Here is a 26,900-nt window from a genome sequence, read left to right as displayed (position 1 = left end):
CTGGCCTTCGTCGTAGGACTCGTCCTCGGCGCCTGGTTCGGTTCCACGTCACTTCCGCAGCCTTCCTCGGCGACCCAGGAGGTAACAGAGCCATGCACACGCACTTCGTCCTCGTCGTTGACTTCCTCCAGCTCGTGCTCGTCCTGATCTGAGCGGGGCGGTGATGTTCCGGCCGCCGGGTGAAGCTTCCGGTCGGAACCTCCAACGGTATTCTTTCTCACTGTCGGGTGAGGCATCATCAATCCATGGCAGTAGCGGAGTTGTCCCTTTTCGGTGGTGAGCTGCGGCGGCTGCGCCTTTCGGCGGGGCTGTCCCAGTCCCAGTTCGCCGTTCTGATCCACTACAGCAAGGGTTATCTCAGCAAGGTCGAGACGGGCCGTGCCGTGGTGAACCGCGAGTTCGCGCAGGCCTGCGACAACGCGCTCAAAGCGAACGGCGCGCTGGTGGAACTGGCCGGTGACCGCCCGCGCAAGCGGTCGGTGGGTCAGCTGGCCGCCACCATGAGCGGGCTGCCGCAGTCCACACGGCATTTCGTCGGCCGTTCCGCGGAGCTGGCGCACATCACCGCTTTCCTCTCCGGCGAGCAGGGCGGTGTCGCCTGTGCGCTGACCGGACTCGCGGGTGCGGGCAAGACCGCACTCGCGCTGCAGGCGGCGTGGACCGTGGCGGATTCGTTCCCGGACGGGTGTGCCTATCTCGATCTGGGCGGACACGCAGCCGAGGCGCAGGCCGCGAACGCACAGGACGCGTTCCACCCACTTCTGCGCATGCTCGGTGTCCCCGCCGAGCAGATCCCGTCCCATCCGGACGCCAGAGCCAACCTTTACCGCAGTGTGCTGCGCGGCAAGCGATGCCTGTTCGTACTCGACAACGTCGGCAGTGCGCGCCAGGTCGCGCCGCTGCTGCCTTCCGAACCGAGGTGTCGAGTGATCATCACGAGCCGCAACCGGCTGAACGCGTTGGACGAGGCGATGCACGTCACGGTGGACGTGTTGCCCGCGGAAACGGCGGTGTCGTTGTTTCGCGCCATCGCGGGGGAGCGTGCGCGCTCAGCCCTGGACGACGTCGTTGCCCGAGTCGTTGATCGCTGTGGCCGACTACCGCTCGCGGTGCGCATCGCCGCGGCGCGGTTCCACGGCAGTCCGATGTGGACGCTGGAGGAGTTCGACGAACGACTCGTCGACGAGGCGTCCAGGCTGAGCGCGTTGAACGACGGCGAGCGCAGTGTCGCCGCGGCGTTCAGTCTGTCGTGCCAGGCGTTGACCGCTGCCCAGCTGCGATTGTTCGCACTGCTGGCACTCCATCCTGGCCGCGACGTGGAGGTGCGCGGAGCGGCGGCGCTCGCCGACCTGGGGCTCGTGGAGACGCGACGGTTGCTGGACGACCTCGGCGATGTCCACCTCGTTTCACCGCTCGGCACGAACCACGTCACCGTCCACGACCTCGTGCGCGCGTTCGCCGGCGACCGCCTTCTTCCGGGTATCGAGCCGGCCGAGCAGACGGCGGCGTTGCGGCGGTTGCTGGACCACAGCCTCGTGCTGACCGAGTCCAGCGACGAGTTCCTCGCACCACACCGGCATCGTCTGGCGCTGTCGGTCGGAACGCTCCCAGAGGTCTCGGTGAAGTTCACCGAGCAGGCGACCGCCACCGCTTGGATCGACGCCGAGTGGCCGAACCTGGTGGCCTTGTGCCGCGCTGCGGCGGCACGTGGGTTCCACGACCAGTGCTGGCAGCTGGCGTTCCTGCTCAGGGACTTCTTCTTCCTGACGAAGCTGTGGGACGTGTGGATCGACATCCATCTCCTCGCTGCTGACGCCGCTCGTGTCGCCGGGGACGGGAAGGCGCTCGCGATGACCTTGAACAACCTGGGCATGGCCCATGCCGACCGGGGCGAGCTGGTGGTGGCGATCGGCTACTACGAGGAGGCGCTGGAGCAGTTCCGTGAACTGGAGGATTCGCGCGGGGTGACCGACGCGCTGTCCAACATCGCGTGGATCGCGCTTTACCGAGGCGATCCACGCAGGACGGTGCGTGACCTGAGTGAAGCGCGTGCCTCTTACCTGCGAATGAATGCTCCTCGCAACGCGGCGATCGCGTTGCGAGGCATGGCGCTGGCCGAGGTGGAACTCGGTCTGTGCGAAGACGCCGTGCGGCACGCCGAGGAGTCCCGGACCGAGTTCGCGGCACTCGGCCTGGAGCTGGACGTCGTCATGTCCGCCAACTGCACAGCGTGGGCTCATTTCCGGGCCGGTCGGCTCGACGACGCGGCCGAACACTACGCACGCGCGGTTCAGCTGGCCAGGAACTGCGGGAGTCAGTACGAGCTGGCCCGCGCGACGACTGGTCTGGGCAACGTTGACGCGGTGAAAGGACGTCGGGCCGAGGCGGCAACGTACTGGGCAGCGGCCGACCAGCTGCACCGCGGCCTGAACGACGTCATGGTCGGCGAGATGCGTGCCCGAACATCCCTGGCGTGACACGGTCTGCCCAAAAGTCGGGCAGTTCCGTGACAACCTGCGGCAAGTCGTTAACAGCACTGTACTCCGTCCGATGACGAGCGGGAGGCAATGAAGAACCCGACCGTCCGGAGGCCGCAGTGGACGAACCCCAAGCACAGCAACCACAACAGGACAACCAGAAGCGAAGGCGGCGCTCGGTCGCCTGGGTGTACTACGCGATCCTCGCCGCCGTCGGCCTTTACGTGGGCTTCGACGTCAACGCGAGTCTGCTGATCCCCGGCGCCCTGTGCGCGTTGTACTCGATCTACCTCTTCCGCGGTGGCCGTTTCGTGGTGTGGATCTGGTGACCGCGATGAGAGGAGTGCTGCTGATGATCGTGGTCGCCGTGGCTCTCGGGGGCTGCTCGCTCGCACCGACCACGAAGGACGAGGTGTGCGAGAGCTATCAGGAGCTCGGGCAGAGCGTGAGCAAAGCCAACGGGTTCTTCGACAACGCGATCTTCAGCGATGCCGGCTCACTGTCCAGTGTGGCCGGTCGTTACGAGGGTGGTGACCAGCTCAAGTCGGACGCGGAAGCACTCGACGCGATCTCCGACTCGAAGAGCACCACCGTCATGGCGCTGATGAACGCGACGCAACACATCGCACAGCTGTGCGGTCAACAATTGGGTCGTGGATCCTCGTTGCCCGGATAGTGGCGTGAAAGGAGGATGGGCGACGGCTCCACCGGCCGTTGCCCATCCCGTGTTGGCGTGCAGATCAGCAGTGGCCCACCGAAGTCTGGTTCTCGACCAGCGAGGAGTGCGTCCATCCGGTGCCGGCCGGCGAGGCGATCCGGAACCAGCGCGGCGAGCCGTAGTCGGACTGAGGCGGGTAGACCCACTGCGTGTCGGCCCAGCACAGCATCGTCACCGAGGTGCCGTTGGAGTTGTAGCCGATGATGCCGCACGAGGTTGTCCCGCACGTGCGCAGGTTGGCACCGCCGGAGTTCGATCCGATGTAGCTCGGGCCGAAGAACGCGGAGACGTCTGCGGAGGCCTGCGGGGCTGACATGAGCAGGGTGGCGGCACTGGCGCCCACCGCGGCCAGCAACGCCTTCCACCGCAACCCGCGCACGTTCGCGACGTTGTTCATGAGAACCCGCCTTTCGATTGGGACTGACTTCCTCGGACTGTCGCCATCGTGAACCGGCGAAATGTGCGATATAAGGTCAGTAGCCGGTCAACAAGCGGTTGTTCAGGCCTGATCACGAGGAATAGTCGAATGAGTGAGAGCGGGACGTCGAATCGACTCGGCCGGGTTGTCGCCGAACTGAAGGCGCTGCGCAAGGGGTACGGCGTCGAGTCCCGTGACATAGCCGCTCGCATAGGTCCGGAGCTGCGTCTGATCTGCGGTTTCTCCGGCTCTGACAGTCAGTCGGTGCAACGCGCGAAGCTCGTCGAGGCGCTCACCGCAGTCGTCGCTGTGCTGCCCGACCACCTCGCCGCCGTGGCGGCCACCGCATTCGGTTTGCAGGACCACGGCGAGCGGCGATTCGAGGAGCGAATATCGCGAATGGCCGCCGAGATGGAACGCGACGTGCGAACCGCGCGCCGTCACGTGGATCATCTGATGGGTCGAATCGCGGAGACGCTGATCGAACTCGCGCAGTCGGACAGTGCCGAACGCGAGCCAGAATGGACCTGGCACACAGCGGACCTCGTCACCCTCGTGGTTCTGGGGGAGGAGAAGGCCGAGATCATCGAGCAGCGCCGCGTCGTCAGCAGGACCGAACACCTGGCCGCCGTCGACTTCTCCATGACCATCGCCGAGAACCAGCCGCTCGACCTCGCCACCCTGGGGCTGGACGTCCTCCGCGGCGCGATTCTGCGGACACCGGAGCGAGTGGGATCGACGCGAGTCAGGTTTGACCTCGACCTCCCCCGATCGCTTGGCGTCGGCGAGGAGCACACGATTGTGATCCGCACGCGGTTGCCCACCACGTTCGCTCCCTACTACGTCTGCACGCCGGCCCGGCCCTGCGACCGGTTCGACCTCGTGGTGCGGTTCCCACCGGACAGGGCACCGAGCCGGGCCTGGCGTCTTCAGGACGAGCTCCCGATCGACATCACGGACCCGTTGTTCGCCAGAGATCCGCTCGAGGTGAACACGGCGGGCGAGGTGCACGCCGTGTTCACCGGGTTGACGCTGAACCGTTCGTGCGGGATCGGCTGGGAGCCGGCTGCTCCGCGCTGATGGTCCTCTTCGGACAGTCGGGTTCAGTCCTCCGGCGGGGCGATCAGGTCGTCGAGGGCAGGTTGATTCGCTTCCTCCAGCGCTGCTTCGGCCGCCGCGCGCAGGGCTGCAGCGAGGGGCTCGTCGCCGCCCGTGCAGTGGAGCAACTGCTCGAGTTCTGCGGCTGCGATGGCCGTAGCATCAGTGAGCCTGTCGCGACCCAGTCGGAGGTACATCGCCCGCTCGACGGTGCGGTTCAGGTGTCTGGCCACGGGGGCGAGTCCTTTGGCGACCCCCGCGGAAAGCTGCCAGGGCAGGTTCTCGGCGAGCTCGCCGAGATTTGATTCCGGGTGCAGGTGTCGCGCGATGTCGATGACGGGCTGGATGATGTCGGCCGTGCGTTGTGCGGCGTACGCGATCGGACCGGGGTCGCGGATGCCCGCTTCCGGACGCAGGTAGAGCGACAGTGCCGTCTCGATCTCTGCGATCGGCTGACCGGCCGACCACATCAGGCACGCGATCGCCCGCCGGGTTCTGCCGGTCCTGGCTCGCTTTTCACTGCGTGGCCCCAGCAATGCGCCCGCCACGGCCGGTGAGCAACGCTGGCGGACCAGTTCGCCGGCGAACCTGTCGTACTCGCGTTGCCAGTTGGTGGACCTCTTGGCGAATCTGCCGTCGTCAGCTTCAGTGACCAGCTGCGCCGCACCGATCAGCGTCATCTTGGTCAGGTCCTCGGCAACGACCTCCCTGAACGTGGCGACCAGAGCACGGGCGGACGAGACCGGCAGCCCGCTGCGGACGACGGTCTCGCCGAGTGGGGTGAGCCGGCACCCGCAGGCGTCGGAGGCCAGGAATCCCTCCTCGCGAAGGGCCTCGATCGCGACCCGCACCCGGTCGAAGGAGAACGGGTTGCCTGCGTCGTCCCAGCGTTCGTGGAAGGCGGCGAACGACCACCGAAGGAAGTCGGCGACTCCAGCCGCGTCGGCTCCGCGCTCTTCGTGCTCCAGCACGTTGAGCACGGCCAGAACGACAGCATCCAGATCGAGATCGGGACCGACCAGTGCGGATCGAGCCGGCTGCGGTTCGGCATTGACGTAGTCGCGCCAAACGCGTTTCGTCTCTGCCTCGCCGGCACAGACGACGAACGCTCGCCCAGGCTGGTCGCGGCCGGCCCGTCCCGCCATGTTCTGGTACTCGTCTGGGGTGTACGGCCGGTCCGGATGATCCAGCTCACAGATGACCACGGAGTCGGCGAACAGGTTCACGCCCTGGCTCAGCGTGGTGGTGGCGACGACGACCCGAACGTCACCGGCACGGTCGCCGAAGCCTTGGACGACCGCCTCCTGCTCGGCATCGAGGAGGTCGGCGTTGTGGAAGGCGACCCCGTTGTTCAAACAGTCGCGCAGTAGCAGGCCCACTCGCGACTCGTCTCCCTGGGGCAGCGCGGTGAGCGAGGACTTGGCCTGGGACAGGCCGAGTTGCCTGGCGAGCTGTCGAGCGAAACCACTGGTGCCGGCTCGCCGCGCTCGGAACACCAGGACGCGTTCCCCTTGTGCCACCAGTGTCGCGACCAACCGCTCGGCGAGCTGGTCACGGCTGACCTCCGCCGAGGCGGCGACCAGGTGTTGTACGGCTTCCTTCACCTGCTGCCCACCACCGTGCACTCGGTGGCGATAGCTGCCATTCGGACCGATCACGCCTTCGGAGAGCGCGATGGTGCGCTCTTCGAGCGGGACCGGGTATGCGCCCAGCCAGCCCGCCAGCGCCTGCTGGTCACCCAGCACGGCGGACAGCCCGACCAACTGGGGGACCGGCTGACCCTGCTGGGTGGCCTTGCGCAGCCTGGTGAGCAACAGCTCCAGCCGCGGACCCCGGTCGGGCAGCAGCAGGTTCTGGATCTCGTCGATCACCAGCACACCTACCCGGTCCAGCAGCGTCGGGTGCGCGGAGTACAGGCCGATGAAGGTCTCGTACGTGACCACCGCGATCTCGAACGAGCCCGAAACAAGATCACGGACCTGCTCGCGCAGGCCGCCCGTGGCGCGTACGACCCGGTGACCGAGCGGACCGTAGGTCTCCTGGAACCGTTTGTACTGCTCGCTGACGAGTGCGCGGGTTGGCAGCAGGAAGACCGCCTTCCGGTTGCCGTCCAACATGTGCAGTGCGGCGATCTCGCCGACGAGCGTCTTCCCGCTCGCCGTCGGTGCGCTCACCAGGACGTTGCACCCGTGCAGGAGTCCGCCCGCGTTGATGGCCGCGACCTGCACGTCGTTGAGCTTGCGGACCCGGCTGCGCCACAGCTTCGCGATGGTCTCATCGATGCCGTGCGGAACCAGGGACATGAGGTCCTTGTTGACCGGCGGGGGCTGGGCGTGGTCACCGATCGCGAGGTAGCGCGCCCGCGGTTGCAGCGGCGGGAAGCTGGGCTTGCGCATCGAGCCCTCGAAGGTCGGGTGCTGCCGGTGCTTCCTGGTCCCGATCTCCTCCGCGCTGACCTTCGTCTGGACGTACCGCACCAACGACATGAGGCACACCCTGCCCCTGTCGTCGAGGACGTCGCCGTCGCCCATGAGTCCTCGGATGAGGTGGTGCGTCAGGATTCCGTGCCGGTAGCGGGGCACCTCGAACGCCTCCTCGTCGGGGGAGGCCGCGCCGAGGAAGATCCGGCCGTCGCCGCTGATCGACTTCAGCACGTCCCACGCGCCGATGTCGTCCGACCGCGCGGCTCCACCGTCGTCCCCGTGCTCGTAGAACGCCCTCGCCAGCATGCCACCGGAGAAGCAGCAGTCGAGCACGACGACCAGCAGCCGTGCCTTGATCGCCCGGACCAGTGAGACGAACTCCGCCAGTGGCAGCGCGGTGTCCGCGAAATACCCTGGGATCGCGTCGTAGGTGGCGAGCTCCCGCGTACGCGTGCCGTGTCCGGAGAAGCTGATGAACACCACGTCGTCGTCGGTGCTGACTTCGGCGAGGCGACGGAGTTCCCTGACCAGTCGGGCTTTCGTGGCTTCCGCGTCCTGGACCAGGACGCAGTCGCCGTTCGAGTTGTCGGTCAGCAACGCGTGCAAGGCGAGCGCGTCGCGCCTCGCGAACTGCATCGGTCTGAAGCCCGGGTCCTCGTAGTTGTCGATGCCGATGCAGAGCGCGTGCAGGGTGCCGCTCAAGGCCGCTCCCACCCCTGCCACGGAGGGGCGGTGTCAACGGCCTTGAGCAGTGTGCCGAGCTCGCTCTTGATCAATGCCTCGACCGGGTAGTGATCCATGGTCCTCGGACGTAGGAACATGGGAATGTCGTTGACCGTCAGGCCGGGAAGGATGACGGGCAACACGCGGCGTGCCCAGTCCGGCTCCATCTGCAGCAGGTTGCTGATCACACCGAGTTCGTGGCGGATACCGGCGCGGTCCTTGCCCTGGTACGTGCCGTCGCCGACAGCCTGACAGGTCGGCGAGGCGATCACGGCGACGAAGTCCGCCTCCTTGATCTGGCGCACCGCCCATTGGCTCCAGTCCTGGCGTGGTCCCTCGTAGTCGCTGTCGATCCTCGGATCCAGACCGCAGGCGCGCAGCAGGTCGGCGAAGTCCCGGACCATTTTCTTGTGCGCATCGTCCTCATGCGCATAACAGATGAAGATGCGGGTCGAACGCGCGGGAAGCCCGAATGTGGCTCCGCTTGTCCGGGAGGTGTCGACCTGTGGTGCCAGGTCGGGTCCTGCCAGCTCGATGGAGAACTCGCGGGACGCGGTGACTGTCCCGAAGTCATCGCCGTCCGCGAGTTCCGGGTCGAAACGGGAGGTCAGCCGAAATTTCTCGCTCGTGCGGTCCGCAGAGGTGAGCAACACCATCCACGCTGAATAGGAGCCTGGCCGAATGCTCGATTCGACACCGGAGACGCGGAGCCAGCGGATGTGGTCGCCGGCGGCGCCGTAGACGTGGACCGGGCCCTCGGTCGCCGGGACGTGCACGAGCGCGGTGCTGCTCTCCGCCGGGAAGAACTCCAGGTTGCGGCTGAGACCGTACGACGCCTCAGGCTGCGGTTCCGAGGCGCCCCGCGGCACCGCGGCCACGATCGTCGAGTCACGTTCCACCAGGCAGAAGCCGACCTCGAACCAGCGCACCGCCGGCGCGTCGTGGTCGAGCGCCAGATCGAAGTTGACCTTGATCAGGTGTGCCGCCGAACCGGGGAACGTGGTGCTCGCGCCGGCCACGGGGTGGACCTGCCAGCGGCGCAGGTGGACGGCGCCGAACGTCACCTCCTCCGGCCCCTGGTCGATCCGCCGCCCACTCCTGTCGACCAGCGTCAACGGGACCGCGATGCCGATTTCCGGCTGCATACCACTCCTTCCGGGGGACCTGCGATGTCGCGACAGATTAGACGTACGCATTGCTGGGCAACGTGCGCCCCGCCCGTGTCATAAAAATGTCCTAAAACTGTCATATATCGCGTCAAATTAAGCCAATTGCCGTGGTGAATGAGCTGTGGTTTGCTTCCGGGTGCGAATTCGCCAATCCCGTGACCGGCTCCAGAAAGGGTTCGTTCGTGGTCGAAGGCTGGGCTGAAACTGTTTCGGCGACCCGCACTCCCGCCGATCAACGCCGTGGTCAAGCCGTGACGGCGTGTTGCCTGGCGGCGTCCGTCGTCGGAGATCCCGCCGTGCCGCGGGCTCGGCAGGCGCGTGTTCTGATGAGCTGTCTCGGTGTGCTGTCCGCGGTTCATCCCGTGGGCAAGGCTCCGACGATGGCCGGCTTCCGCGAGGGGCTCAAGGGGCACCTCCGCCACCTGCTGCCGAACGACCTGGACGTCAGCGGGATCGCGGAGCTGAAGCTGCTCGACCAGGACGGCAGCTTCAGTGACGAGGCGGAGGACCTGTGCGGCGAGTTCCTGGTGCCCGCCGCCGCGCTGGAGGAGCACTGGCCGTGGCAGCGGGTGGCCGCCGAGCAGGAGGAGCGGCGGTTGTTCGAGATGCTGCGTAGGCTTCCGCAAGGCGAGTACGCGCGGTTGAGGGCGGAACTCGTCGAGCGTCCCACCGGAGATCTCCGCGTCCTGCGGCGGACCTGGGACAGCCTGCTTTCGCGGTTCTACGAACCGATTGCGCAGTGGCCGGGCCGGCAGGTTCGCGGCTGGTTCTTCCCGTGCCCGTTGTGCCGGTGGCCGATGCGGGTGCTCGGCACCGGGCCTGTGGTGACCGTCCGGTGCGAAGCGCATGTCCGTCGGGGTGTGTCGTACGCCTGCCGGCCGACCGCTCGCGAGAACGAGCCGCCTTTGCTGAGACCGACCGGGAAAGCGGCGACGCGGGTCGACGCACAGCCGGCCACGAGCGAATCGTTCGCTGTTTCCCGTGTGGCGTGGCGCTACATGACACTGCCGGGTCTGTTGGAGTGCGAGCTGCGGGACCACGCACTCGGCCTCCGGGCCGACGTGGTGATGTGGCCGCACCGCGACCTTTACGATCTCGCGATCAAACTCGGCGAGAACGAGTGGCTGGTGGACGTCAAAACCTGGGCGTCACCGAGAGCGCTGGGCGAGGCGTTGCGCGCCTGTCCTCCGGCCGCCTCGAAACTGGTCGTCGTCATCCCCGATCACCAGCGGAAGGATCTCCACCTGGTTCGGCAGCTGGTCGACGGCTGCGGCTACCGGGTCCTGACGGCGCAGCAGCTGAAGAAGGAGCTGGCTGATGCTGCGGGGAGGCCTGCGTGATCGGCACCAGTCCCAGCGGGCTCGCGACCCAGATCGCCTGCGCGTTCGCCGAGGAGTTCTTCGGCTTCCCCGAGGACGGATGCCGGGCCGTACCAGTGGATGCCGCAGCGCTCATCGCCGCGGGCCTGGTGCACAGGTGGCACGGCTGGTCGGCGCAGAGCGCGGACATCCGCCAGCTCATGGGCCGATTCCTGCGGGTGCGGCCCAACGAGATCGGGGCGCCGCGCAGGTTTCACGCGGCTGTCCGTCTGATGTGTGCGGATCCAGACAGTCCATATCGGACCGATGACGGTTCTCCTGTGGTGATGGCGCGGCACGGTCAACGACCGTTGGAGCTCGTGGCTCGCCTTCTCGACGACGCTGAGGTCAAGTACGCGCAGGGCCGCACGCCGGTGCCCGTTGCGGGTGAGGGCAGGTGGCAATTCGGCTGGCGGGGCGAGTCCGTGGTGGACCTGCCGGCCTGGGTCAACGACGTGACGATCGATCCGGTCGTCGTCGCAACTGCGTCGGCGGTGAAGGACGTGCCGGTCGCCCGCGAACAGCTGCGGCAGCTGGCACAGCGGATCACCGAGTGGCACAAGCACGAACCGTGGCGGGTCGAGCGTCTCGACGAGCTGTTCAAAGGGCTGCAGGACAACGAAGGTGCCGCGGTCACCAAGCTGTTCCTGGAGCCGGGCGGGATCCGGTTGCTCAACGCCCCCACCGGAGTCGGGAAGTCCGTCCTCATGCGCCTGCTCGCGCTCCAGCTGGCGGATGACGGAGTGCCTGTGGTGCTCGTCGTCGGCAAGGTGAACGAGGCGGTGGAGACTGCCGAGAAGATCAACGAGGACCTGCCGGTCCTGGGAAAGCCGGTCAGCTGCACCGCACTCGTCTCGCCGCGGCGACTCGCGGAGAAGGCCGAGCAGGCGGCCGACCGGGGCAACTGGGAGCGGTTCGACACCTTGGGCTACGGCTGCACCCTCGCGGGTCTGATGGTCGATGGACCGCATCCCCTTGCCGGGGAGGAGCCGTGCACCGGGTTGCGGCGGGTGTGCGACGCGACTGACTCCAAGGGCAAGCGGAAACCGCAGCCACGGCACGCCTGTCCGTTCCTGGGGGCGTGCGGTCGTCATCGGGGCCTGAGCGCCGCGGCGTCCGCCGACATCGTCGTGACGAACCACCACAACTTCGTGGCGGGAACCATCCCGGTTCCCGTGCATGTAGACGGTGTCGAGCTGAGCCGGCTGCCGGTTCGGGAGTTCGTGTTGCGCCGGGGCGCAGTGGTCCTGGTCGACGAGGTAGACCTGTTGCAGAGCAACATGTTCGATGCGGGAGCCCGCCAGCTGCGGTTGTCGGCCAGTGGTACGGCGGTCGAGTTGCCTCTGGTCAGGCTGGACACCGACCGGTCCGCGCTGCTGCCTGCGGAGGATCGCGCAGTCGTACCGCCGCTGACCCGAACCCGGTTCCTGGCCGATCAGTTCCTGAACTACGTGCTGGAAGGTGACTTGTGGCTCGGTGACGAGCGCCCACAGGCTCGCCGGTCGTCCGACGGCGCGGACTCCGGCTGGCACCTACCGGGTTCCCGCGACCAGCTCCTGCTCCAGCACCTGTTCGGCGTCCGGCCCGCAACCGAGGACGAGTCGGCCGAACCGGTGCCGGACGAGGTCTACAAGCAGTTCAACCAGGTCTTCCCGGACACGGCCAAACCCGGCGGCGAGAAACTGCCGGCGTGGCTGCGAAACGTGGCAGACCTGCTGGTCACCGCAGTCAGCAACGACAGCGGGGAGGACCATCTCCGGGAAATCCGGCACCGGCTCCTGGAAACGGTCGCGCGGAAGGTCAAGAACGACGAGACCTGCCGCGACGTGGTGAACGCGCTACTGGTGCGCACCTGGCTGGGAGCGTTGCACCAGGCTCTGACGGGGCTCACCTTCGCCGTGGCTGCACCGGGGACGGAGATGCCTGCGGCCAGGGAGCTGGCCGAGCAACTGGGCACCGTCACCCAGCACCAGCCCATCCCGTACGGCCCGCTCGGCTACCTGCTGTTCGGGTTCAGGGTCGAGCGGGTCGACGACCCCAGGTTGGGCGGCACGTTGTCCGTGCAGGCCGTCGGCGGTGATCCACACACCACCGTCGCGCAGTTGGGCGGCACCGTCGCGTTGGCGGCTGCCGGGGTGGAACGCGTGGTCCTCGGGCTGTCCGCGACGGCCTACTTCCCAGGCGCCGCGCGCGAGCACGTCTTGGCCCGCGTCACCTACGCCATGACCGACGCCGAGCCTGGCGCCTTCACCACACGCTCCGGCAGGACGCTGGACGCCATGAAGGACCCGATCAAGATCGGTGGTCGCAAGGAGTCCGGCAAGGACGCGGCGGTCAGGGAGCTCGGTGCGCAGTTGTGGGACCAGCACCTCGACAAGCACCTGCGGAAACTGGCCGAGGAGAGGTCGGACCGGGAGCGGTGCATGCTCGTCGGCAACTCCTACCGGCATGCCGCCCTGCTCGCGGCCGGGGTCGCGAGCAAGACACCCGACCACAGTTGGGTGGCGGTCCTCGTCTCCAAGAACAGCGGCACATCACCGGTGGTGCTGCCCTCCGGCGTCGTCACGCTGACGATCGACGACCTGGAGCTGCTGCCGACGCGCCATCCACAGGTCAAGGTGTGCGTCGCGCCGATGAGTCTGGTGACGCGGGGCCTCAACATCCTCGTGCCAGGTGGCCAGAAGTCCGCGCTGGCTTCGGTCTGGGTGTGCGTGCGTCCGCCGACCCAGATCACCGACTCCGCGGAGATGTTCGCGAGCGTCAACGCCCACGCGTTGCGCGGTGGCGGCCCGAGCGCGGATCCGGTCGGAGAGTGGGCCGAACAGCGCAGACGGGCGTTCTCGAGGTTGTTCCACATCCTGACCAGTGACCCGCGGTTCAGCCGGCTGAGCAAGCCCCTCAAGTCCGAGGCGGTCGCAGGAATGCTCGTCGACATGATCCAGCTGGCGGGCCGGGCGCGGCGCGGTGGCACCCCGGTGCAGCTCTTCCTCGTGGACGACGCGTTTCACGACGAGAAGCTCGGCACGGACATGCGGCGCTTGCTCCGCTACTACTACGACAACCTCAGCCCCGTCGAACAGGACGAGCTGCGGCGCATCTACGGCTCAACGCTGGAGTCCTGGCTGGAGTTCGCGGGCATCGACGGCAAGGCGTCCTCATGACCATCGACAAGGTGTTGGCACTGCTCGCCTACCCGCTGACCGACCAGTTGCACGGCACGGCTTACCTTCACCGGCTCCCCGCAGCGGTGGATGAGGTGTGGGCGCAGGTGCGGGCCCGCTATCGGGAACGCGTGCACGCCAACGTCAACCTCCCCTACGCCGGACTGGCGACCGGCCTGCGCGCCTACAGCGGTGCCTTCGTGAACCTGTTTCCCACCAGCAAGAAGGACGCACCACGGCAGCTGGTGGCCAGCAGGCCGTTGGATCACGAGGATCTGAGGGATGCCGTGGTGCTCTGGGAGCAGGCGGTGCTCGGGGTGCCTGACGACGAGATCACTTTTGGCTACGTCAGCGAGTTGGCGGATCTCGTGGCGGCCAGCACGGTGGAGCAGGTGTCGCTCGCTGACCACGTGCGGCGCGTCGGCAATCAGCCCGACGCGCCGAACTGGGTCTACGACGCCGCGACCTGGGAGGCTGCTCGCAAGCTGGGCGCGACGCCGTGGAAGGTCGATGGCCGCGAGGTGACCTTGCGGGTCGACACGGACGGCAACCTGCTGGTGTGGGACCCGGAGGCGTTGTGGTCAGATTCCTGGACGGAGGCAACTGGTCTCCAGTACGCCGCTTTGCGCGTCAAGTTGTCGATGCAGACGCTGCCGGACCTGCGCACGCCCGCACTGGTGCTCGATCCATCGGTGGCGTGGCTGAGTCGGCGGTTGGTGAACACCCGCACCGCGTGGCTAGCACCCCACCGGGACGATGCCCCGTTGCTCGGCCTTGCGCTGGAAGGCTGGGGCGAGAGGACGAGGATCGAGCCGACGAGCCGGGTTGCCCTGTCGGTCTCCCGCCTGCTCTCCGGTGGAAAGCTGCTCGTCCCGGACGACCTCGATCTCACCGGGAAACCCCGGCGATTGCGTGCTCTCGTGGGGAAAACGGTGCGATGGCCGGTCGGCCGTGGTGTGGGTATGTACACCGTGCGAGAGTTGAGCCGGCATGCCGCAGAGGTGCTGGAAGTCCCGAACCTCACCGCCACTGAGGTGAAGGGACACCAGTTCTCCCAGCAGGCCAGGCGAAAGCCGGAAAAGGGCAGGGATGCTGATCTTCTGGCCGAGAACTCCCTCTTGACCGTCATCAAGAGCGCTGGCTGCGAGCGACTGCGGCTTCTCGTTCTCTACCACGAGCCACGCACCCGATCTCGTGTGCTGCGTTTGCTCGGGTACCACTTCGAGCAGGCCTCGCTGGGGGACGACCTCCCCGACGACGAACTGATCGATGTCGGCGCGGGGGTGGAGATCGTCTTCCACCACGCCGAGGAGTTGCTCGTCCACGGCAGGCAGGGCAAGCGGTTTGCCGCGTTGAACCGAGTTCCGCACCTCGTGGGACCGGATGGAACGCGAGTGCTGGCGCTCTGTGAGACGGCGTACGACGGCAACACCCCGGACGAGGACGCGAAACCGTTGGTCAACAGGCTGCTCGCGGAGCGCGGTGTGCTGGCCCAGTTCCTGGCGACCGCACCGGAGACCAAGCCGGTTCACACTCCAGCGGAAGACTTCCGCGGCCACGCCGCCCTGGCCGACCTGATGCGAGCCGCGGGTCTGGTCCACCCCCGAATGACGAAGGCGTTGTCCTTCGGGCCGTTGGGGACGAAGGAGCCGGTGACCTACGTCGGACTGCACGTGAGGGAGCAGCGTGGAAACGCGTGGACCGGCGGTCAGCCGAAGTTGAGCTGGTCGCTGGTGGCCACCGTTCCGGATGGCGACCATTGGCGGGTTCTCGCGTATCAGGCGGCGCGGGAGCGGAAGACGGGCACTGAAGTCGGGTGGCACGACTACTTCACCGCGAACGCGGCGTTCCGGGCGAGCTCGCTGCCGGGTGGAAAACGGCAGGACGAAGTGCTGGTCGCAACGATCGACGTCGCGCTCAGTTCGCTTCAGGTGCACATCGCCACCGGAGCTGGCTACGTGCTGATGGTCTCCGGCGACAGCGCACGGTCGTTGTACCCGTTGCTGGCCAACAAGAACCTCGACCTCGAACCGGATGCCTCATGCCTGGTGAACGGCCGCCTCGCCCTGCCGGGCTGGGGCCCGGCCGTCGGTCGCCTCCCTCGGGCTGTCGTGCGGGTAACCTCGGGGAGCCGTGATCTGCCACGTCCGGTCGAGGTGCGCATCGCCGACTCCAAGGCCGAGAACGGTCAGCGCATCGGCATGACAACTCGGTCGCTGCACAAGCTGGACGGTTCCGCGAACACGTGGATCCTGTCGAACGTTCCGCGCCAGTTCGACGGTGGTAGGCCGCCTTTTCGTTTGGGTGAGAAAGCAGGGCGCTGGTCCGCAGGCGCCAAGCTGGGCAGGTACACGTGGTATGCCCACACCGCCACCGAGATCGTGGTCGTGGGGGCGGACTCCGATCCAGCGCGGTACGCCGTGGCAGCAGCGAGGTTGTGCGACCACGCCGTTTCCTGGGACGGGCGGACCAGCTATCCCGTGCCCGTGCATTTGGCGAGGTTGATGGACCTCAATCACCCCCAATACCGGCGGACCGTCGATGCGGACGACGACATGGAGAGCGCGGAGTCGGCATAGCGGCCGCCGAAAGGGGAAATCGCGCCAGCTGTGATCCGGTCGGTCTGGTGCCGGCACCAGACCGACCGGGATGAAGAGCGGAGGCGAGGATTCCGTGTGTCGAGCCTGTTCGGAGCGAGCTGCCCAGCTCTGCGGTCGTCAGGCCTGTGAGCAGGCGAACGCTAGCCGATGCACGTCGGCGCGGGCTCGTGTCTTGCGCGACCGCCACCGGCGCAACCTCAGCTCTGCGGCGCCCACTGGGCTCACCCTCTGCGGCGCGCCCCCGTGCTCGACCGCAACGTGATCGGCGGCGCCAGCATGCTGTTCCGCGGCGTCGCCACACCGTCGATCTGCTCCAGCAGCAGATCCACGGCCAGCCGGGCCATGTCACCGGCCGGCACGTCCGCGGCCGTCAGCGGTGGGTGGAAGTCTTCCGCCAGCCGGTCGGCGATCACCCCGGTCAGCGAGAAGTCCCGCGGCACGTCGAGGCCCGCGCGGTGCAGGCCTCGCTGCACGCCGGGTAGGGCCGCCTCGTTGATCGTCACCGCCGCCGTGACCGAGGGCCGGCGCGTCCTGATCTCCTCGACGCACGCCACGCCCGCGGCGGGTTCGTCCGCGCAGCACACGGTGTACCCGTTGATGCCGCACGCCGCGGTCGTGTCGGTGAACGCCGTCGTCGCGCGCAGCGCCGGGCCGTAGCCCGCAGCCACCAGTTCGGCGGAACGGTTGATCAGCACGACGTCGGTGTGGCCGAGGTCGGCCAGGTGGCGGACGCAGCGGGTGATCAGGCCGCCGTAGTCGACGTCGACCCACCAGGAGGCGGCCGGGTCCTCCACGTGGCCGATCGTCACGAACGGCAGGCCTGCGCTGGTCAGGCGGTCGACCCTGGTGTCCTGCAGGAGGATCTCCATGAGGATCACGCCGTCCACGCGGCGGCCGGCGACGATCCGCTCGAACGACCTGTCGTGGTCGCCGCCGCTCGGGGACAGCAGCACGTCGTAGTCGTGGGAGGCGGCGGACTCGACCACGCTCGCGACGAAGGCGAGCTGGACGTCGGTGAGCCTGGTGCTCGCGGGCGGTATCGCCAGGCCGAACGTGCGGGTGCGTCCTTCGGCGAGGGCTCGGGCGCTGGCGTTGGGGCGGTAGCCGAGCTCGGTGATGACGTCGTTGATCCGCTGGGCGGTCGCCGTGGACACCGGCCGTTTGCCGCTGAGGGCGTACGACACCGTGCTGCGGGACACCCCGGCCCGTTTGGCGATCTCTCCGATGTTCATGCGCGCTTCCCGTCCCCGGCCCGCTCTGGGAACCGGTTCGACTGCACAACATCGTAGAACTTCGCCTCTTGCACGACCTCACTGCAGGCGATTACGTTGACGCCCACTTCACAAATCGAACCGGTTCGACCTCTTGTCGCCAGCGCAGCCGCAAGGAAGGACCCCGATGTCTCCCACCTCTGTGCCCACCAGACTGCTGGCCACGTTCGGTCTGGTCGCGTTCGTCGCGGCGTGCTCGTCCGCGCCGACCACCGCGACGACCCCGGACACCTTCTCCGTCTGGGACCCGTACCCGCAGTTCACCGCCGAGTCCGACTGGGTGAAGACGATCGAGAAGTGCGGGACCGAGGCCGGCGTCAAGATCGGGCGCCAGGCCTACGACACCACCGACCTGACCAGCAAGGTCCTGCTCGCCGCGCAGCAACGGACCGCGCCGCAGGTGCTGGTGGTGGACAACCCCGTCGTGTCGACGCTCGCGGAAGCGGGAGTGCTGAAGACGAACGAGGAGGCGGGGCTCGACGCCAAACAGGTCTCGCCGAACCTCTCCGCCGCAGGGTCTCTCAACGGCCAGAACTACGGCGTGCCGATCGGCGCGAACACCCTGGCGCTCTACTACAACAAGGCCGTGCTGTCCGCCGCGGGCGTCGACCCGGCGTCGGTCAAGGACTGGGACTCGCTGAACGCGGCGCTGGCGAAGGTGAAGGCCGCGGGCAAGAAGGGGATCACGTTCTCCGCGATCGGCACCGAGGAGGGCACGTTCCAGTTCCTGCCGTGGTTCTGGGGCGCGGGCGGGTCGCTGACCGACCTGCCGTCCGGGAAGGCCGCGCTCGAGCTGTGGAAGTCGTGGCTGGACAACGGTTACGCGCCGAACTCGGTCGTCGGCAACACCCAGACGACCAGCTGGCAGGAGTTCGCCACCGGCGACTACGCGTTCGCCGAGAACGGCACCTGGCAGCTGGGCAACGCGAAGAAGGCCGGGTTCGAGTACGGCGTGATCGCGATTCCCGGCCGCACCGGCGGAACCGCGCCCGCACCGACCGGGGGTGAGTTCGTCACCGTTCCCGTGCAGGACAACAAGGACACCGAGGCGAAGGCCGGCAAGATCGCCACGTGCCTCACCGCGCCGGACAAGGTGCTCGCCGCGGACACCGCGCTGACCTACATCTCCGCCGTGCCTTCCGTGCAGCAGCAACAGGTCTCGGCGAACCCGGAGCTGAAGGTCTGGGTCGAGGCGGTCAAGAACGCCAAGGGACGCACCGGGGACAACCTCGGCACGAAGTACCCGAAGATCTCCCAGCCGCTGTGGGGTGCCGTGCAGGCCGCTCTCACCGGGTCCAAGGCGCCGGAGGCTGCGCTGCGGGACGCGCAGGCGTCGGCGAAGTAGGTTGCCGGTGCGTTCGAGGCTCGCAGGCTGGGCCTTCCTGGTCCCGCTCGTGGCGTACCTGGCGGTGTGCTACGCGTATCCGCTGTTCACCAACCTCGACCTGAGCGTGCGCGGGTACACCGTCCGCTCGTTCGTCCACGGCGGTGCGCCGCTGGTCGGGTTCGCCAACTACCTCACGGTGTTCGGCGACCCGACCTTCCGCACGGCGTTGCTGAACACGGTGCTGTTCACGGCGGTGTCCCTGTTCTTCCAGTACGCGATCGGGCTCGCGGCAGCGCTGTTCTTCGCCCGCGGCTTCCGGCTTTCGGCGACGTTGCGGGCGTTGTTCCTCGTGCCGTGGCTGCTGCCGCTGATCGTCTCCGCGTCCACGTGGGCGTGGCTGCTCAACAGCGAGTCGGGCCTGGTCAACGCGGCACTGAAGGTCGTGGGCCTGAGCTCGGTCAACTGGCTGACCTCGCCGGACTTCTCGCTGGTGTCGGTGACGATCGCGAACATCTGGATCGGCATCCCGTTCAACCTCGTCGTGCTCTACAGCGGGCTGCAGAACATCCCGCGCGAGGTGTACGAAGCGTCCGCTTTGGACGGTGCGAGCGGCTGGCAGACGTTCTGGCACGTCACGTTCCCGCTGCTGCGCCCGGTCTCGGCGATCACCCTGCTGCTCGGGCTGGTCTACACGCTGAAGGTGTTCGACGTCATCTGGATCATGACCAAGGGCGGCCCGAGCGGGTCGTCCACCACTCTCGCGACCTGGTCGTACGAACTGGGCTTCGGCAACGCGCTGCCCCGCTTCGGGCCCAGCGCCGCCGTCGGCAACGTGCTCATCCTGATCGCCGTCGTGGCCGGGCTGCTGTACATCCGGGTGCAGCGCAGGCAGGAGCTGTCATGAGGACCGCGGTCGGCGTGCTGCTGACGGCACTGATGCTGTTCCCGGTCTACTGGATGGTCAACGTGTCGCTCACGCCGATGAGCGACATGCGCAAGCCACCCAGCCTGTACCCGGTCCACCCCACGACCGAGGGGTACGAGCGGGTGCTGCGCGAGCAGCTGCCGTACCTCGGCACCAGCCTGCTCGTGGCCCTGGGCACGGTCGTGCTGACCCTGGCACTGGCGGCACCGGCGGCGTACTCGCTGGCCAAGCTCCGTCCCGCCGGCCGGCAGACGCTCGGCTTCCTGCTGCTGGTCGCGCAGATGATCCCCGGGATCATCATGGCGCTGGGGTTCTACGGCATCTACGTCAAGCTCGGCATCACGAACACCGTGTGGGGACTGGTTCTCGCGGACTCGACGATCGCGGTGCCGTTCGCCGCGCTGATCCTCACCTCGTTCATGGCCTCCGTGCCCGACGAGGTGTTGCAGGCGGCCAGGATCGACGGTGCCGGGCCGTGGCGGTCGTTCGTGTCGATCGTGCTGCCCTCCAGCCGCAACGGCCTGATCACCGCCGCGCTGTTCTCGTTCCTGTGGGCGTGGTCGGACTTCCTCTTCGCCGCAACCCTCGACTCCGGCGGCCGGATGCAGCCGCTGACCCTCGGCATCTACCGCTACATCGGCAACAACAACCAGGAGTGGAACTCGATCATGGCCACCGCCGTGGTCGCGTCCGTGCCCGCGACGGTGCTCATCGTGGTGGCCCAGCGCTATGTCGCCGCGGGTGTCACCTCCGGTGCCGTCAAGGACTGAAAGGAAAGCCCTGTGGCCACCGAGTTCTCCGTGCGGGAGATCCCGTTCAGCCGGTCCGGCGCGTGGTTCGGCCTCTCGCCGGTGGTGGGACTGGCCAGGTACGCGCAGGACGTGCACGTCGTCTCGCACCGCAACGGCATGCACGCCGTGCTGTCCCTGGTGCCCTCGCGACCCACCGAGATCCTCGCCGATCCGGCGGTGCTCACGTGGCGCAGCGGCGAGTCGCGGATCCAGGCCGTGTTCTCCTCGCCGACCACACTCCGGATCTCGGGCAGCGGCCTGGGGATGCGTGTCGCCGCCGCCGAACGCACGCTGACCCCGTTCACCGGCACGTACTTCTTCGTCGAACCCTCCGGCGGAGCGGTGTTCACCTCCTACGAGACCGGTCACCGCTTCCGCGTGACCATCCTCTCCGGACAGTCGAACCACGTCGGCGCGGAGGATCTCGCGACCGCGGACCGGGCGGTCGTCCTGGGCGAGGAACCTTGGGAGATCGTGATCGAGGAGCTCACCACGGCGAAGGAACCGTTCAGCAGCCCTCGCACGTTCGCGGACGAGGTGAGCACTTCCCGTGCCGAGTTCGGCCGGTTCGTCGACGCCGTGGCACCATCGGCTGCTCCTGCCGCCGAGCTCGCCTGCTACGTGCTCTGGTCGGCCACCGTGGCACCGGCCGGGTTCGTCGGGCGCCCGGCGGTGTTGATGTCGAAGCACTGGATGAACAAGGTGTGGAGCTGGGACCACTGCTTCAACGCGCTGGCCCTCGCGCCCGGCGCACCGGAGCTGGCCTGGCACCAGTTCCAGGTGGTGTTCGACCACCAGGACGAGCAGGGCGCGCTGCCGGACTCGATCACCCACTCCGAGGTGCTGCGCAACTTCGTGAAACCACCGATCCACGGCTGGACTCTCAGCCGGTTGCGCTCACTGCTGCCCGGCGGCCTGCCCGACCCGGAGCCGGCTCACCGGCAGCTCTCGGCCTGGACGTCGTTCTGGCTCGACCACCGGCGGGCGCCCGGCAGGAGGCTGCCGTACTACGAGCACGGCAACGACAGCGGCTGGGACAACTCGACGGTGTTCCGGGAGAAACGGCTCGTCGAGTCCGCCGACCTCGCCGCGTTCCTGGTGTTGCAGATGAAGGAACTGGCCGTGCTCGCGGCCGAGGTCGGCGATGCCACGCCGTGGGCGGAGCGGGCCGACGAGATGCTCGCCGCGATGCTGGAGGAGTTGTGGGACGGCAGCAGGTTCGTCAGCAGAGCGGTGGCCTCGGGGGAGCTCCGGTCCACCGCGAGCCTGCTCGACCTCATGCCTGTCGTGCTGGGGGAGCACCTGCCGCGCGAGGTGTTCGACCGGCTGTGCACGGGCGTCGCGGAGCACCTCACGTCGATCGGTCCGGCGACGGAGCTGCCCAGCTCCGCGCACTACGAGGCGGACGGGTACTGGCGGGGCCCGGTGTGGGCCCCGGCCACGGTGCTGATCGAGGACGGGCTGCGGCGGGGTGGCGCGGTGGAGCTCGCGGACCAGGTGAGCGCGCGGTTCCGGGCGACGTGCGAGAAGTCCGGGTTCGCCGAGAACTTCGACGCGCTCACCGGGCAGGGCCTGCGCGACCGCGCCTACACCTGGACGGCCAGCGCCTACCTGCTGCTCAGCGGGGGAGATACCGCCGCAGCGACTGGGACTCGCGCACCAACGCCCTGAGGTCGGCGAGCGTGCCGTGGACCGCGCCCATGGCACGCGCCTGCACCAGGACGTTCCCGAGCGCGGTCGCCTCGGCGGGGCCTGCCACCACCGGCAGGCCGCACGCGTCCGCGGTGAGCTGGCACAACAGCTCGTTGTGCGAGCCGCCGCCGACGATGTGCACCACCTCGACCTCCTTGCCGGACAACCGTTGCGCGTCCACCACGGCGTCGCGGTGAGCGATCGCCAGACTGTCCAGAATGGACCGGACGATCTCCGGCCTGGTCATGGTCCTGCCGCACCACTGCTGAATCCGCGCCGGCATGTCACCGGGCGGGAGGAACACCGGGTCGTTGGGATCGAAGACCGAGCCCTTCGCGTGTTCGGCTTCCTTCAGCACCGGTTCGAGGCTGGTGTTCCACGACCGCAGGGACTCCTGCAACAGCCACAGGCCCATCACGTTGCGGAGGTAGCGGATTGTGCCGTCCACGCCGCCCTCGTTGGTGAAGTTGGCGGCCCTGCTCTCGGCGGTGAGCACGGGGGAGTCCAGCTCGACGCCGACCAGCGACCACGTGCCGCACGAGATGTAGGCGAACCGTTCGGTCGAGGCGGGTACGGCGACGACGGCCGACGCGGTGTCGTGCGAGCCGACGGCCGTGACCGGAACGCCCTCGTACGTGCCCGCGGCATCACCGGGGTGACGCAGGTCCGGCAGCAGGCCGGACGGCAGGTCACGCGTCAGCTCGGCCGACCACCGTCCACTCCGGACGTCGATCAGGCCGGTCGTCGTGGCGTTGGTGTACTCGGCGCCGCGTTCGCCGGTCAGCCAGTACGACAGCAGGTCCGGGATCAGCAGGAGTTGCGAAGCGTGCTCCAGCAACGGTTCCGCCATCAGCTGGAACATCGTGTTGAACGGCTGGAACTGCAACCCGTTGAGCTCGTACAACCCCTCCGCCGGCGTGATGCCCTCGGTGCGGGAGTCGCGGTAGTGCACAGGGTTGCCCAGCAACGCACCGCGCGCGTCGAGCAGGCCGTAGTCGACCGCCCAGCTGTCGATGCCGATGCTGTCGAGGCCGACGGAGTCCAGTTCGGTGGCCAGCCGCAGACCCGTCAGCACCTCCCGGTACAGCGCCAGGACGTCCCAGTGCAGCGTGCCGAGCAGGCGCACCGGCCCGTTGGGGAACCGGTGCACCTCCTCGGTGTGCAGCTTGCCGTCGCCGACACTGCCCAGCAGCACGCGGCCGCTGGAGGCGCCGAGGTCGACGGCCGCGACCGTTGCTCTCATCGCAGGAACGCCGCCGCGACACCGGCGTCCACCGGCACGTGCAGGCCAGTCGTCAGCGACAGGTCGCCCGTTGTCAGCGCGAACACCGCCGCGGCCACGTGCTCCGGCAGCACCTCGCGCTTGAGCAGCGTGCGCTGGGCGTAGAACTCGCCGAGCTTCTCCTCCGGCACGCCGTAGACGGCCGCGCGCTGGGCACCCCAGCCGCCCGCGAAGATGCCGGAGCCGCGGACCACGCCGTCCGGGTTGATGCCGTTGACCCGGATGCCGTCCTCGCCGAGTTCCGCCGCCAGCAACCGGACCTGGTGCGCCTGGTCGGCCTTGGCCGCGCCGTACGCGACGTTGTTGGGGCCCGCGAACACGGCGTTCTTGCTGGAGATGTAGACGATGTCACCGCCCATCCGCTGTGCCCGCATGATCTTCGCCGCCTGCTGGGACACCAGGAACGAGCCCTTGGCCATCACGTCGTGCTGCAGGTCCCAGTCCGCCTCGGTGGTGTCGGCGAGCGGCTTGGAGATCGACAGACCGGCGTTGTTGACCACCAGGTCCACCCCGCCGAACGCGAGCGCGGCCTCCCGGAACGCGCGGGCGATGCCTGCCGCGTCGGTGACGTCGACCGTCACCGGTACCGCGACGTCGGTGGTTCCGATGCCCTCGGCGACCTCCCGTGCGGCGTCGGCGTCGCGGTCGGCGACCACCACGCACGCGCCTTCCGCGGCGAGTCGTCGCGCGATGGCCCGTCCGATGCCGGAACCGCCGCCGGTGACGAGCGCGACGCGGGTGGCGAGCGGCTTGGGTTTCGGCATCCGTTGCAGCTTGGCCTCTTCGAGCGCCCAGTACTCGATGCGGAACTTCTCGCGTTCCTCGATCGGCGCGTACCGGGAGATCGACTCGGCGCCGCGCATCACGTTGATCGCGTTGACGTAGAACTCACCCGCGACCCGTGCGGTCTGCTTGTTCCTGCCGAAGCTGAACATTCCCACGCCGGGCACGAGCACGATGGCCGGGTCCGCGCCGCGCATCGCCGGGCTGTCCCGCTCGGCGTGCCGCTCGTAGTAGCCCTGGTAGTCCTCGCGGTAGGCGGTGTGCAGCTGTTCAAGCCTTGTCACAACGTCGTCGAGCGGCGCGGTGGGCGGCAGGTCGACCACCAGCGGCCGGACCTTGGTGCGCAGGAAGTGGTCGGGGCACGACGTGCCGAGCGCGGCCAGTTCGGGATGCCGTTCGCGGGACAGGAAGTCCAGCACGACGTCGGTGTCGGTGAAGTGACCGACCTGCGGGGAGTCCGTCGAGGCCAGACCGCGGATCACCGGTGCGAGCTCGGCGGCCCTGATCCGGCGCTCCTGTTCGGGGAGAGGCTCGTGGACCACCGGTCCGAACGGCTCGGCGCGGCCGTGCTCGTCGAGGTAGCGCTGAGCGGTGTTGATGATGTCGAGCGAGTTGGCCTCGCACTCCTCGCTCGTCGCACCCCACGCGGTGATGCCGTGCCCGCCCAGGATCACGCCGATGGCCTGGGGGTTGTCTCGTTTGATGGCGGCGATGTCCAGCCCCAGCTGGAATCCGGGCCGCCGCCACGGCACCCACGCCACCCGGTCGCCGAAGCACGCCTTCACCAGTGCTTCGCCGTCCGCGGCGGTGGCGAACGCGATGCCCGCGTCCGGGTGCAGGTGGTCGACGTGCGCCGCGTCGACGAGACCGTGCATGGCCGTGTCGATCGACGGTGCCGCGCCTCCCTTGCCGTGCAGGCAGAAGTCGAACGCGGCGACCATCTCGTCCTCGCGCTCGACCCCCGGATACACCTCGGTCAACGCGCGCAGCCGGTCGAGCCGGAGCACCGCTAGCCCGGCCTCGGTCAACGTGCCCAGGTCGCCGCCGGATCCCTTGACCCATACCAGTTCGACGGACTGCCCGGTGACCGGGTCGACCTCCTCACCCTTGGCCGAGGTGTTGCCGCCCGCGTAGTTGGTGTTGCGCGGGTCGCTGCCGAGCCGGTTGCTGCGGCCCAGCAGCGCTTCGACGTGACTCATCTCAGGCACCCCATCCGGCGGCCTCGCCACCGACTCGTTCACGGACGATCTGCTCGGCGTACCCGGACCGCCGGTACGCGGCCATCGGGTCGGGGTCGAGTCCCATCTCCTCGCGCAGTTCCCTGAGCAACGGGCGGACGTCGGTGTTGTACGCGTCCATCACCACGGCGTTCGCGCCGAGCACGTCCCCGGCCTGCTGCGCCGCGTCGAGTGCCTCGTGGTCGACCAGCAACGCCTTGGCGGTGGCCTCCTGGACGTTGAGGACCGACCGGATGATCGCCGGGATCTTCGGCTCCAGGTTGTGGCACTGGTCGAGCATGAACGCGATGCCCGCCGCCGGCTTCAGCGCGTCGGCCAGCACGATCTCGTGCATGATCCGGAACAGCTGGAACGGGTCCGCCGCGCCGACCATCAGGTCGTCGTCGGCGTAGAAGCGCGAGTTGAAGTCGAACGCGCCGAGCTTGTTCGCCCGCAACAGGAACGACACGATGAACTCGATGTTCGTGCCGGGCGCGTGGTGCCCGGTGTCGATCACGACCTGGGCCTTCTCGCCGAGCTGGAGGCAGTGCGCGTACGCGGTGCCCCAGTCCGGCACGTCAGTCGTGTAGAACGCGGGCTCGAAGAACTTGTACTCCAGCAGCATCCGTTGATCGGCACCGAGCCGGTCATAGGTCTCCTGCAACGCTTCCGCGAGCCGGTCCTGACGGGCGCGGAGGTTGTCCTGGCCCGGGTAGTTGAGCCCGTCGGCGAACCAGAGCTTGAGATCGCGGGATCCCGTCTGGTCCATGATGTCGACGCACTCCAGCAGGTGCCCGATCGCCTTGCGCCGCACGGCCGCGTCCGGGTGGCACACGCTGCCGAGCTTGTAGTCGTCGTCCTGGAACACGTTGGAGTTGATGGCACCGAGCGCGACACCGCGGTCTTCGGCGTAGGAGGCCAGCTTGCCGTAGTCGTCGACCTTGTCCCACGGGATGTGCAACGCGACGGTCGGCGCGACACCGGTGAGCCGGTGCACCACCGCCGCGTCGTCGATCTTCTCGTACGGCGTGCGCGGAACTCCCTGCTGCGCGAACACCTTGAACCGGGTGCCGGAGTTGCCGTACGCCCACGACGGCGTCTCGATCCGCTGCTCGCGCAACGCGTCCTTCACGCTCATCTGTTCTCCCCAAAAGCTCAATCGAGGTGGAAGACCTCGTCGAGGGGCCGCATCCGTTCGTCGGCGTTGCCGTCACCGACGAAGAACTCGGCCATCTCGGTCTGCCAGCGCGCGTTCACCTCGGTGCGCGCCATCTCCGCGAGCGCCGCGTCGAAGTCGTCGCATTCCAGGTAGCCGATGAGCAGGCCGTCCTCAGCGAGGAAGAGTGAGTAGTTGTGCCAACCCGCCTCGCTGAGGGCAGCCCGCATCTCCGGCCACACCTCGCGGTGTCGCGCCCGGTACTCGTCGAGACGATCCGGGCGGACCCGCAAGGTGAAGCAGACGCGCAT

19 protein-coding genes are annotated in these 26,900 nt (G+C 68.1%); 11 read left to right on the top strand and 8 right to left on the bottom strand.

What is annotated here, in order from left to right:
- The first annotated feature begins 245 nt into the window (after positions 1 to 245).
- The 3 genes from AOM45_RS04275 (at position 246) to AOM45_RS04265 (ending at position 3,153) form a co-directional block, all read left to right on the top strand.
- On the top strand, positions 246 to 2,477 hold the full coding sequence (locus tag AOM45_RS04275) for an XRE family transcriptional regulator (protein WP_030472350.1): 2,232 nt from the start codon (positions 246 to 248) through the stop codon (positions 2,475 to 2,477).
- A 119-nt stretch (positions 2,478 to 2,596) separates the two neighbouring features.
- Positions 2,597 to 2,806 carry a hypothetical protein gene (locus AOM45_RS04270; RefSeq protein WP_030472349.1) on the top strand — a complete coding sequence of 70 codons (210 nt, stop codon included), beginning with the start codon at positions 2,597 to 2,599 and terminating at the stop codon, positions 2,804 to 2,806.
- The gene (locus AOM45_RS04265) at positions 2,803 to 3,153 is read left to right on the top strand and encodes a molybdenum ABC transporter substrate-binding protein (protein WP_156094292.1); all 351 of its coding nucleotides are present in this window, start codon (positions 2,803 to 2,805) and stop codon (positions 3,151 to 3,153) included. The genes AOM45_RS04270 and AOM45_RS04265 overlap by 4 nt, the downstream gene beginning before the upstream one ends.
- 64 nt (positions 3,154 to 3,217) lie before the next feature.
- Here the strand turns inward: AOM45_RS04265 and AOM45_RS04260 are convergent, their stop codons facing one another.
- A complete protein-coding gene (locus AOM45_RS04260; RefSeq protein WP_030472347.1) occupies positions 3,218 to 3,592 on the bottom strand; it encodes an SH3 domain-containing protein in 375 nt (124 codons plus the stop codon).
- Positions 3,593 to 3,721: 129 nt separating this feature from the next.
- On the opposite strand from AOM45_RS04260, the gene AOM45_RS04255 reads away from it, so the two are divergent.
- Complete coding sequence (locus tag AOM45_RS04255; RefSeq protein WP_030472346.1) at positions 3,722 to 4,693, top strand: hypothetical protein; 972 nt, start codon at positions 3,722 to 3,724, stop codon at positions 4,691 to 4,693.
- A 23-nt stretch (positions 4,694 to 4,716) separates the two neighbouring features.
- On the opposite strand, the gene AOM45_RS04250 is transcribed toward AOM45_RS04255, so the two are convergent.
- Together AOM45_RS04250 and AOM45_RS04245 are read right to left on the bottom strand one after the other, a co-directional pair.
- A complete protein-coding gene (locus AOM45_RS04250; RefSeq protein ID WP_162185746.1) occupies positions 4,717 to 7,836 on the bottom strand; it encodes a DEAD/DEAH box helicase in 3,120 nt (1,039 codons plus the stop codon).
- Positions 7,833 to 9,002 carry an SEFIR domain-containing protein gene (locus tag AOM45_RS04245; protein WP_030472344.1) on the bottom strand — a complete coding sequence of 390 codons (1,170 nt, stop codon included), beginning with the start codon at positions 9,000 to 9,002 and terminating at the stop codon, positions 7,833 to 7,835. The genes AOM45_RS04250 and AOM45_RS04245 overlap by 4 nt, the downstream gene beginning before the upstream one ends.
- Positions 9,003 to 9,277: 275 nt before the next feature.
- Between AOM45_RS04245 and AOM45_RS04240 the strand changes: the two genes are divergently transcribed.
- From AOM45_RS04240 to AOM45_RS04230, 3 genes are read left to right on the top strand one after another with little or no spacing between them, the layout of a single operon-like run.
- Entirely contained in the window at positions 9,278 to 10,366 is a 1,089-nt protein-coding gene (locus tag AOM45_RS04240) for a restriction endonuclease-related protein (RefSeq protein WP_236703118.1), read from the top strand.
- On the top strand, positions 10,363 to 13,545 hold the full coding sequence (locus AOM45_RS04235; protein ID WP_030472342.1) for a hypothetical protein: 3,183 nt from the start codon (positions 10,363 to 10,365) through the stop codon (positions 13,543 to 13,545). The genes AOM45_RS04240 and AOM45_RS04235 overlap by 4 nt, the downstream gene beginning before the upstream one ends.
- Positions 13,542 to 16,124 (top strand): RNaseH domain-containing protein, encoded by a 2,583-nt coding sequence (locus AOM45_RS04230; protein WP_030472341.1) that lies wholly within the window; start codon positions 13,542 to 13,544, stop codon positions 16,122 to 16,124. Before AOM45_RS04235 ends, AOM45_RS04230 begins: the two co-directional genes overlap by 4 nt.
- 242 nt (positions 16,125 to 16,366) lie before the next feature.
- Here the strand turns inward: AOM45_RS04230 and AOM45_RS04225 are convergent, their stop codons facing one another.
- Positions 16,367 to 17,377, bottom strand: a complete 1,011-nt coding sequence (locus AOM45_RS04225) for a LacI family DNA-binding transcriptional regulator (RefSeq protein WP_030472340.1) — start codon at positions 17,375 to 17,377, stop codon at positions 16,367 to 16,369.
- A 166-nt stretch (positions 17,378 to 17,543) separates the two neighbouring features.
- On the opposite strand from AOM45_RS04225, the gene AOM45_RS04220 reads away from it, so the two are divergent.
- The 4 genes from AOM45_RS04220 to AOM45_RS04205 are packed head-to-tail and all read left to right on the top strand — an operon-like array spanning position 17,544 to position 22,130.
- On the top strand, positions 17,544 to 18,761 hold the full coding sequence (locus AOM45_RS04220) for a sugar ABC transporter substrate-binding protein (protein WP_051784519.1): 1,218 nt from the start codon (positions 17,544 to 17,546) through the stop codon (positions 18,759 to 18,761).
- A 7-nt stretch (positions 18,762 to 18,768) separates the two neighbouring features.
- The gene (locus AOM45_RS04215) at positions 18,769 to 19,647 is read left to right on the top strand and encodes a carbohydrate ABC transporter permease (RefSeq protein ID WP_236703117.1); all 879 of its coding nucleotides are present in this window, start codon (positions 18,769 to 18,771) and stop codon (positions 19,645 to 19,647) included.
- Positions 19,644 to 20,438, top strand: a complete 795-nt coding sequence (locus tag AOM45_RS04210; protein WP_030472337.1) for a carbohydrate ABC transporter permease — start codon at positions 19,644 to 19,646, stop codon at positions 20,436 to 20,438. Before AOM45_RS04215 ends, AOM45_RS04210 begins: the two co-directional genes overlap by 4 nt.
- 12 nt (positions 20,439 to 20,450) lie before the next feature.
- Positions 20,451 to 22,130, top strand: coding sequence for an amylo-alpha-1,6-glucosidase (locus tag AOM45_RS04205; RefSeq protein WP_030472336.1), 1,680 nt, complete (start codon positions 20,451 to 20,453; stop codon positions 22,128 to 22,130).
- Here the strand turns inward: AOM45_RS04205 and AOM45_RS04200 are convergent.
- The 4 genes from AOM45_RS04200 to AOM45_RS04185 are packed head-to-tail and all read right to left on the bottom strand — an operon-like array spanning position 22,078 to position 26,900.
- Positions 22,078 to 23,394: a rhamnulokinase gene (locus tag AOM45_RS04200; protein WP_030472335.1), complete on the bottom strand. Its 1,317-nt coding sequence runs from the start codon at positions 23,392 to 23,394 to the stop codon at positions 22,078 to 22,080. The two genes, AOM45_RS04205 and AOM45_RS04200, sit on opposite strands and share 53 nt — an antisense overlap.
- A complete protein-coding gene (locus AOM45_RS04195) occupies positions 23,391 to 25,415 on the bottom strand; it encodes a bifunctional rhamnulose-1-phosphate aldolase/short-chain dehydrogenase (protein ID WP_030472334.1) in 2,025 nt (674 codons plus the stop codon). The genes AOM45_RS04200 and AOM45_RS04195 overlap by 4 nt, the downstream gene beginning before the upstream one ends.
- A 1-nt stretch (position 25,416) precedes the next feature.
- Positions 25,417 to 26,571: an L-rhamnose isomerase gene (rhaI, locus tag AOM45_RS04190; protein ID WP_030472333.1), complete on the bottom strand. Its 1,155-nt coding sequence runs from the start codon at positions 26,569 to 26,571 to the stop codon at positions 25,417 to 25,419.
- 17 nt (positions 26,572 to 26,588) lie between these two features.
- Positions 26,589 to 26,900, bottom strand: coding sequence for an L-rhamnose mutarotase (locus tag AOM45_RS04185; RefSeq protein WP_030472332.1), 312 nt, complete (start codon positions 26,898 to 26,900; stop codon positions 26,589 to 26,591).

Origin of the sequence: Lentzea aerocolonigenes (assembly GCF_000974445.1) — a bacterium.
GTDB classification, from domain to species: Bacteria; Actinomycetota; Actinomycetes; order Mycobacteriales; family Pseudonocardiaceae; genus Lentzea; species Lentzea aerocolonigenes.
This window is presented reverse-complemented; position numbering and strand designations above follow the sequence as displayed.

Bases quoted from the DNA above. Each gene is read 5' to 3' on its own strand.
- AOM45_RS04275 (WP_030472350.1), top strand. From the start codon at position 246: ATGGCAGTAGCGGAGTTGTCCCTTTTCGGTGGTGAGCTGCGGCGGCTG.
- AOM45_RS04260 (WP_030472347.1), bottom strand. From the start codon at position 3,592: ATGAACAACGTCGCGAACGTGCGCGGGTTGCGGTGGAAGGCGTTGCTG.
- AOM45_RS04255 (WP_030472346.1), top strand. From the start codon at position 3,722: ATGAGTGAGAGCGGGACGTCGAATCGACTCGGCCGGGTTGTCGCCGAA.
- AOM45_RS04245 (WP_030472344.1), bottom strand. From the start codon at position 9,002: ATGCAGCCGGAAATCGGCATCGCGGTCCCGTTGACGCTGGTCGACAGG.
- AOM45_RS04230 (WP_030472341.1), top strand. From the start codon at position 13,542: ATGACCATCGACAAGGTGTTGGCACTGCTCGCCTACCCGCTGACCGAC.
- AOM45_RS04225 (WP_030472340.1), bottom strand. From the start codon at position 17,377: ATGAACATCGGAGAGATCGCCAAACGGGCCGGGGTGTCCCGCAGCACG.
- AOM45_RS04220 (WP_051784519.1), top strand. From the start codon at position 17,544: ATGTCTCCCACCTCTGTGCCCACCAGACTGCTGGCCACGTTCGGTCTG.
- AOM45_RS04210 (WP_030472337.1), top strand. From the start codon at position 19,644: ATGAGGACCGCGGTCGGCGTGCTGCTGACGGCACTGATGCTGTTCCCG.
- AOM45_RS04200 (WP_030472335.1), bottom strand. From the start codon at position 23,394: ATGAGAGCAACGGTCGCGGCCGTCGACCTCGGCGCCTCCAGCGGCCGC.
- AOM45_RS04195 (WP_030472334.1), bottom strand. From the start codon at position 25,415: ATGAGTCACGTCGAAGCGCTGCTGGGCCGCAGCAACCGGCTCGGCAGC.
- rhaI (WP_030472333.1), bottom strand. From the start codon at position 26,571: ATGAGCGTGAAGGACGCGTTGCGCGAGCAGCGGATCGAGACGCCGTCG.
- AOM45_RS04185 (WP_030472332.1), bottom strand. From the start codon at position 26,900: ATGCGCGTCTGCTTCACCTTGCGGGTCCGCCCGGATCGTCTCGACGAG.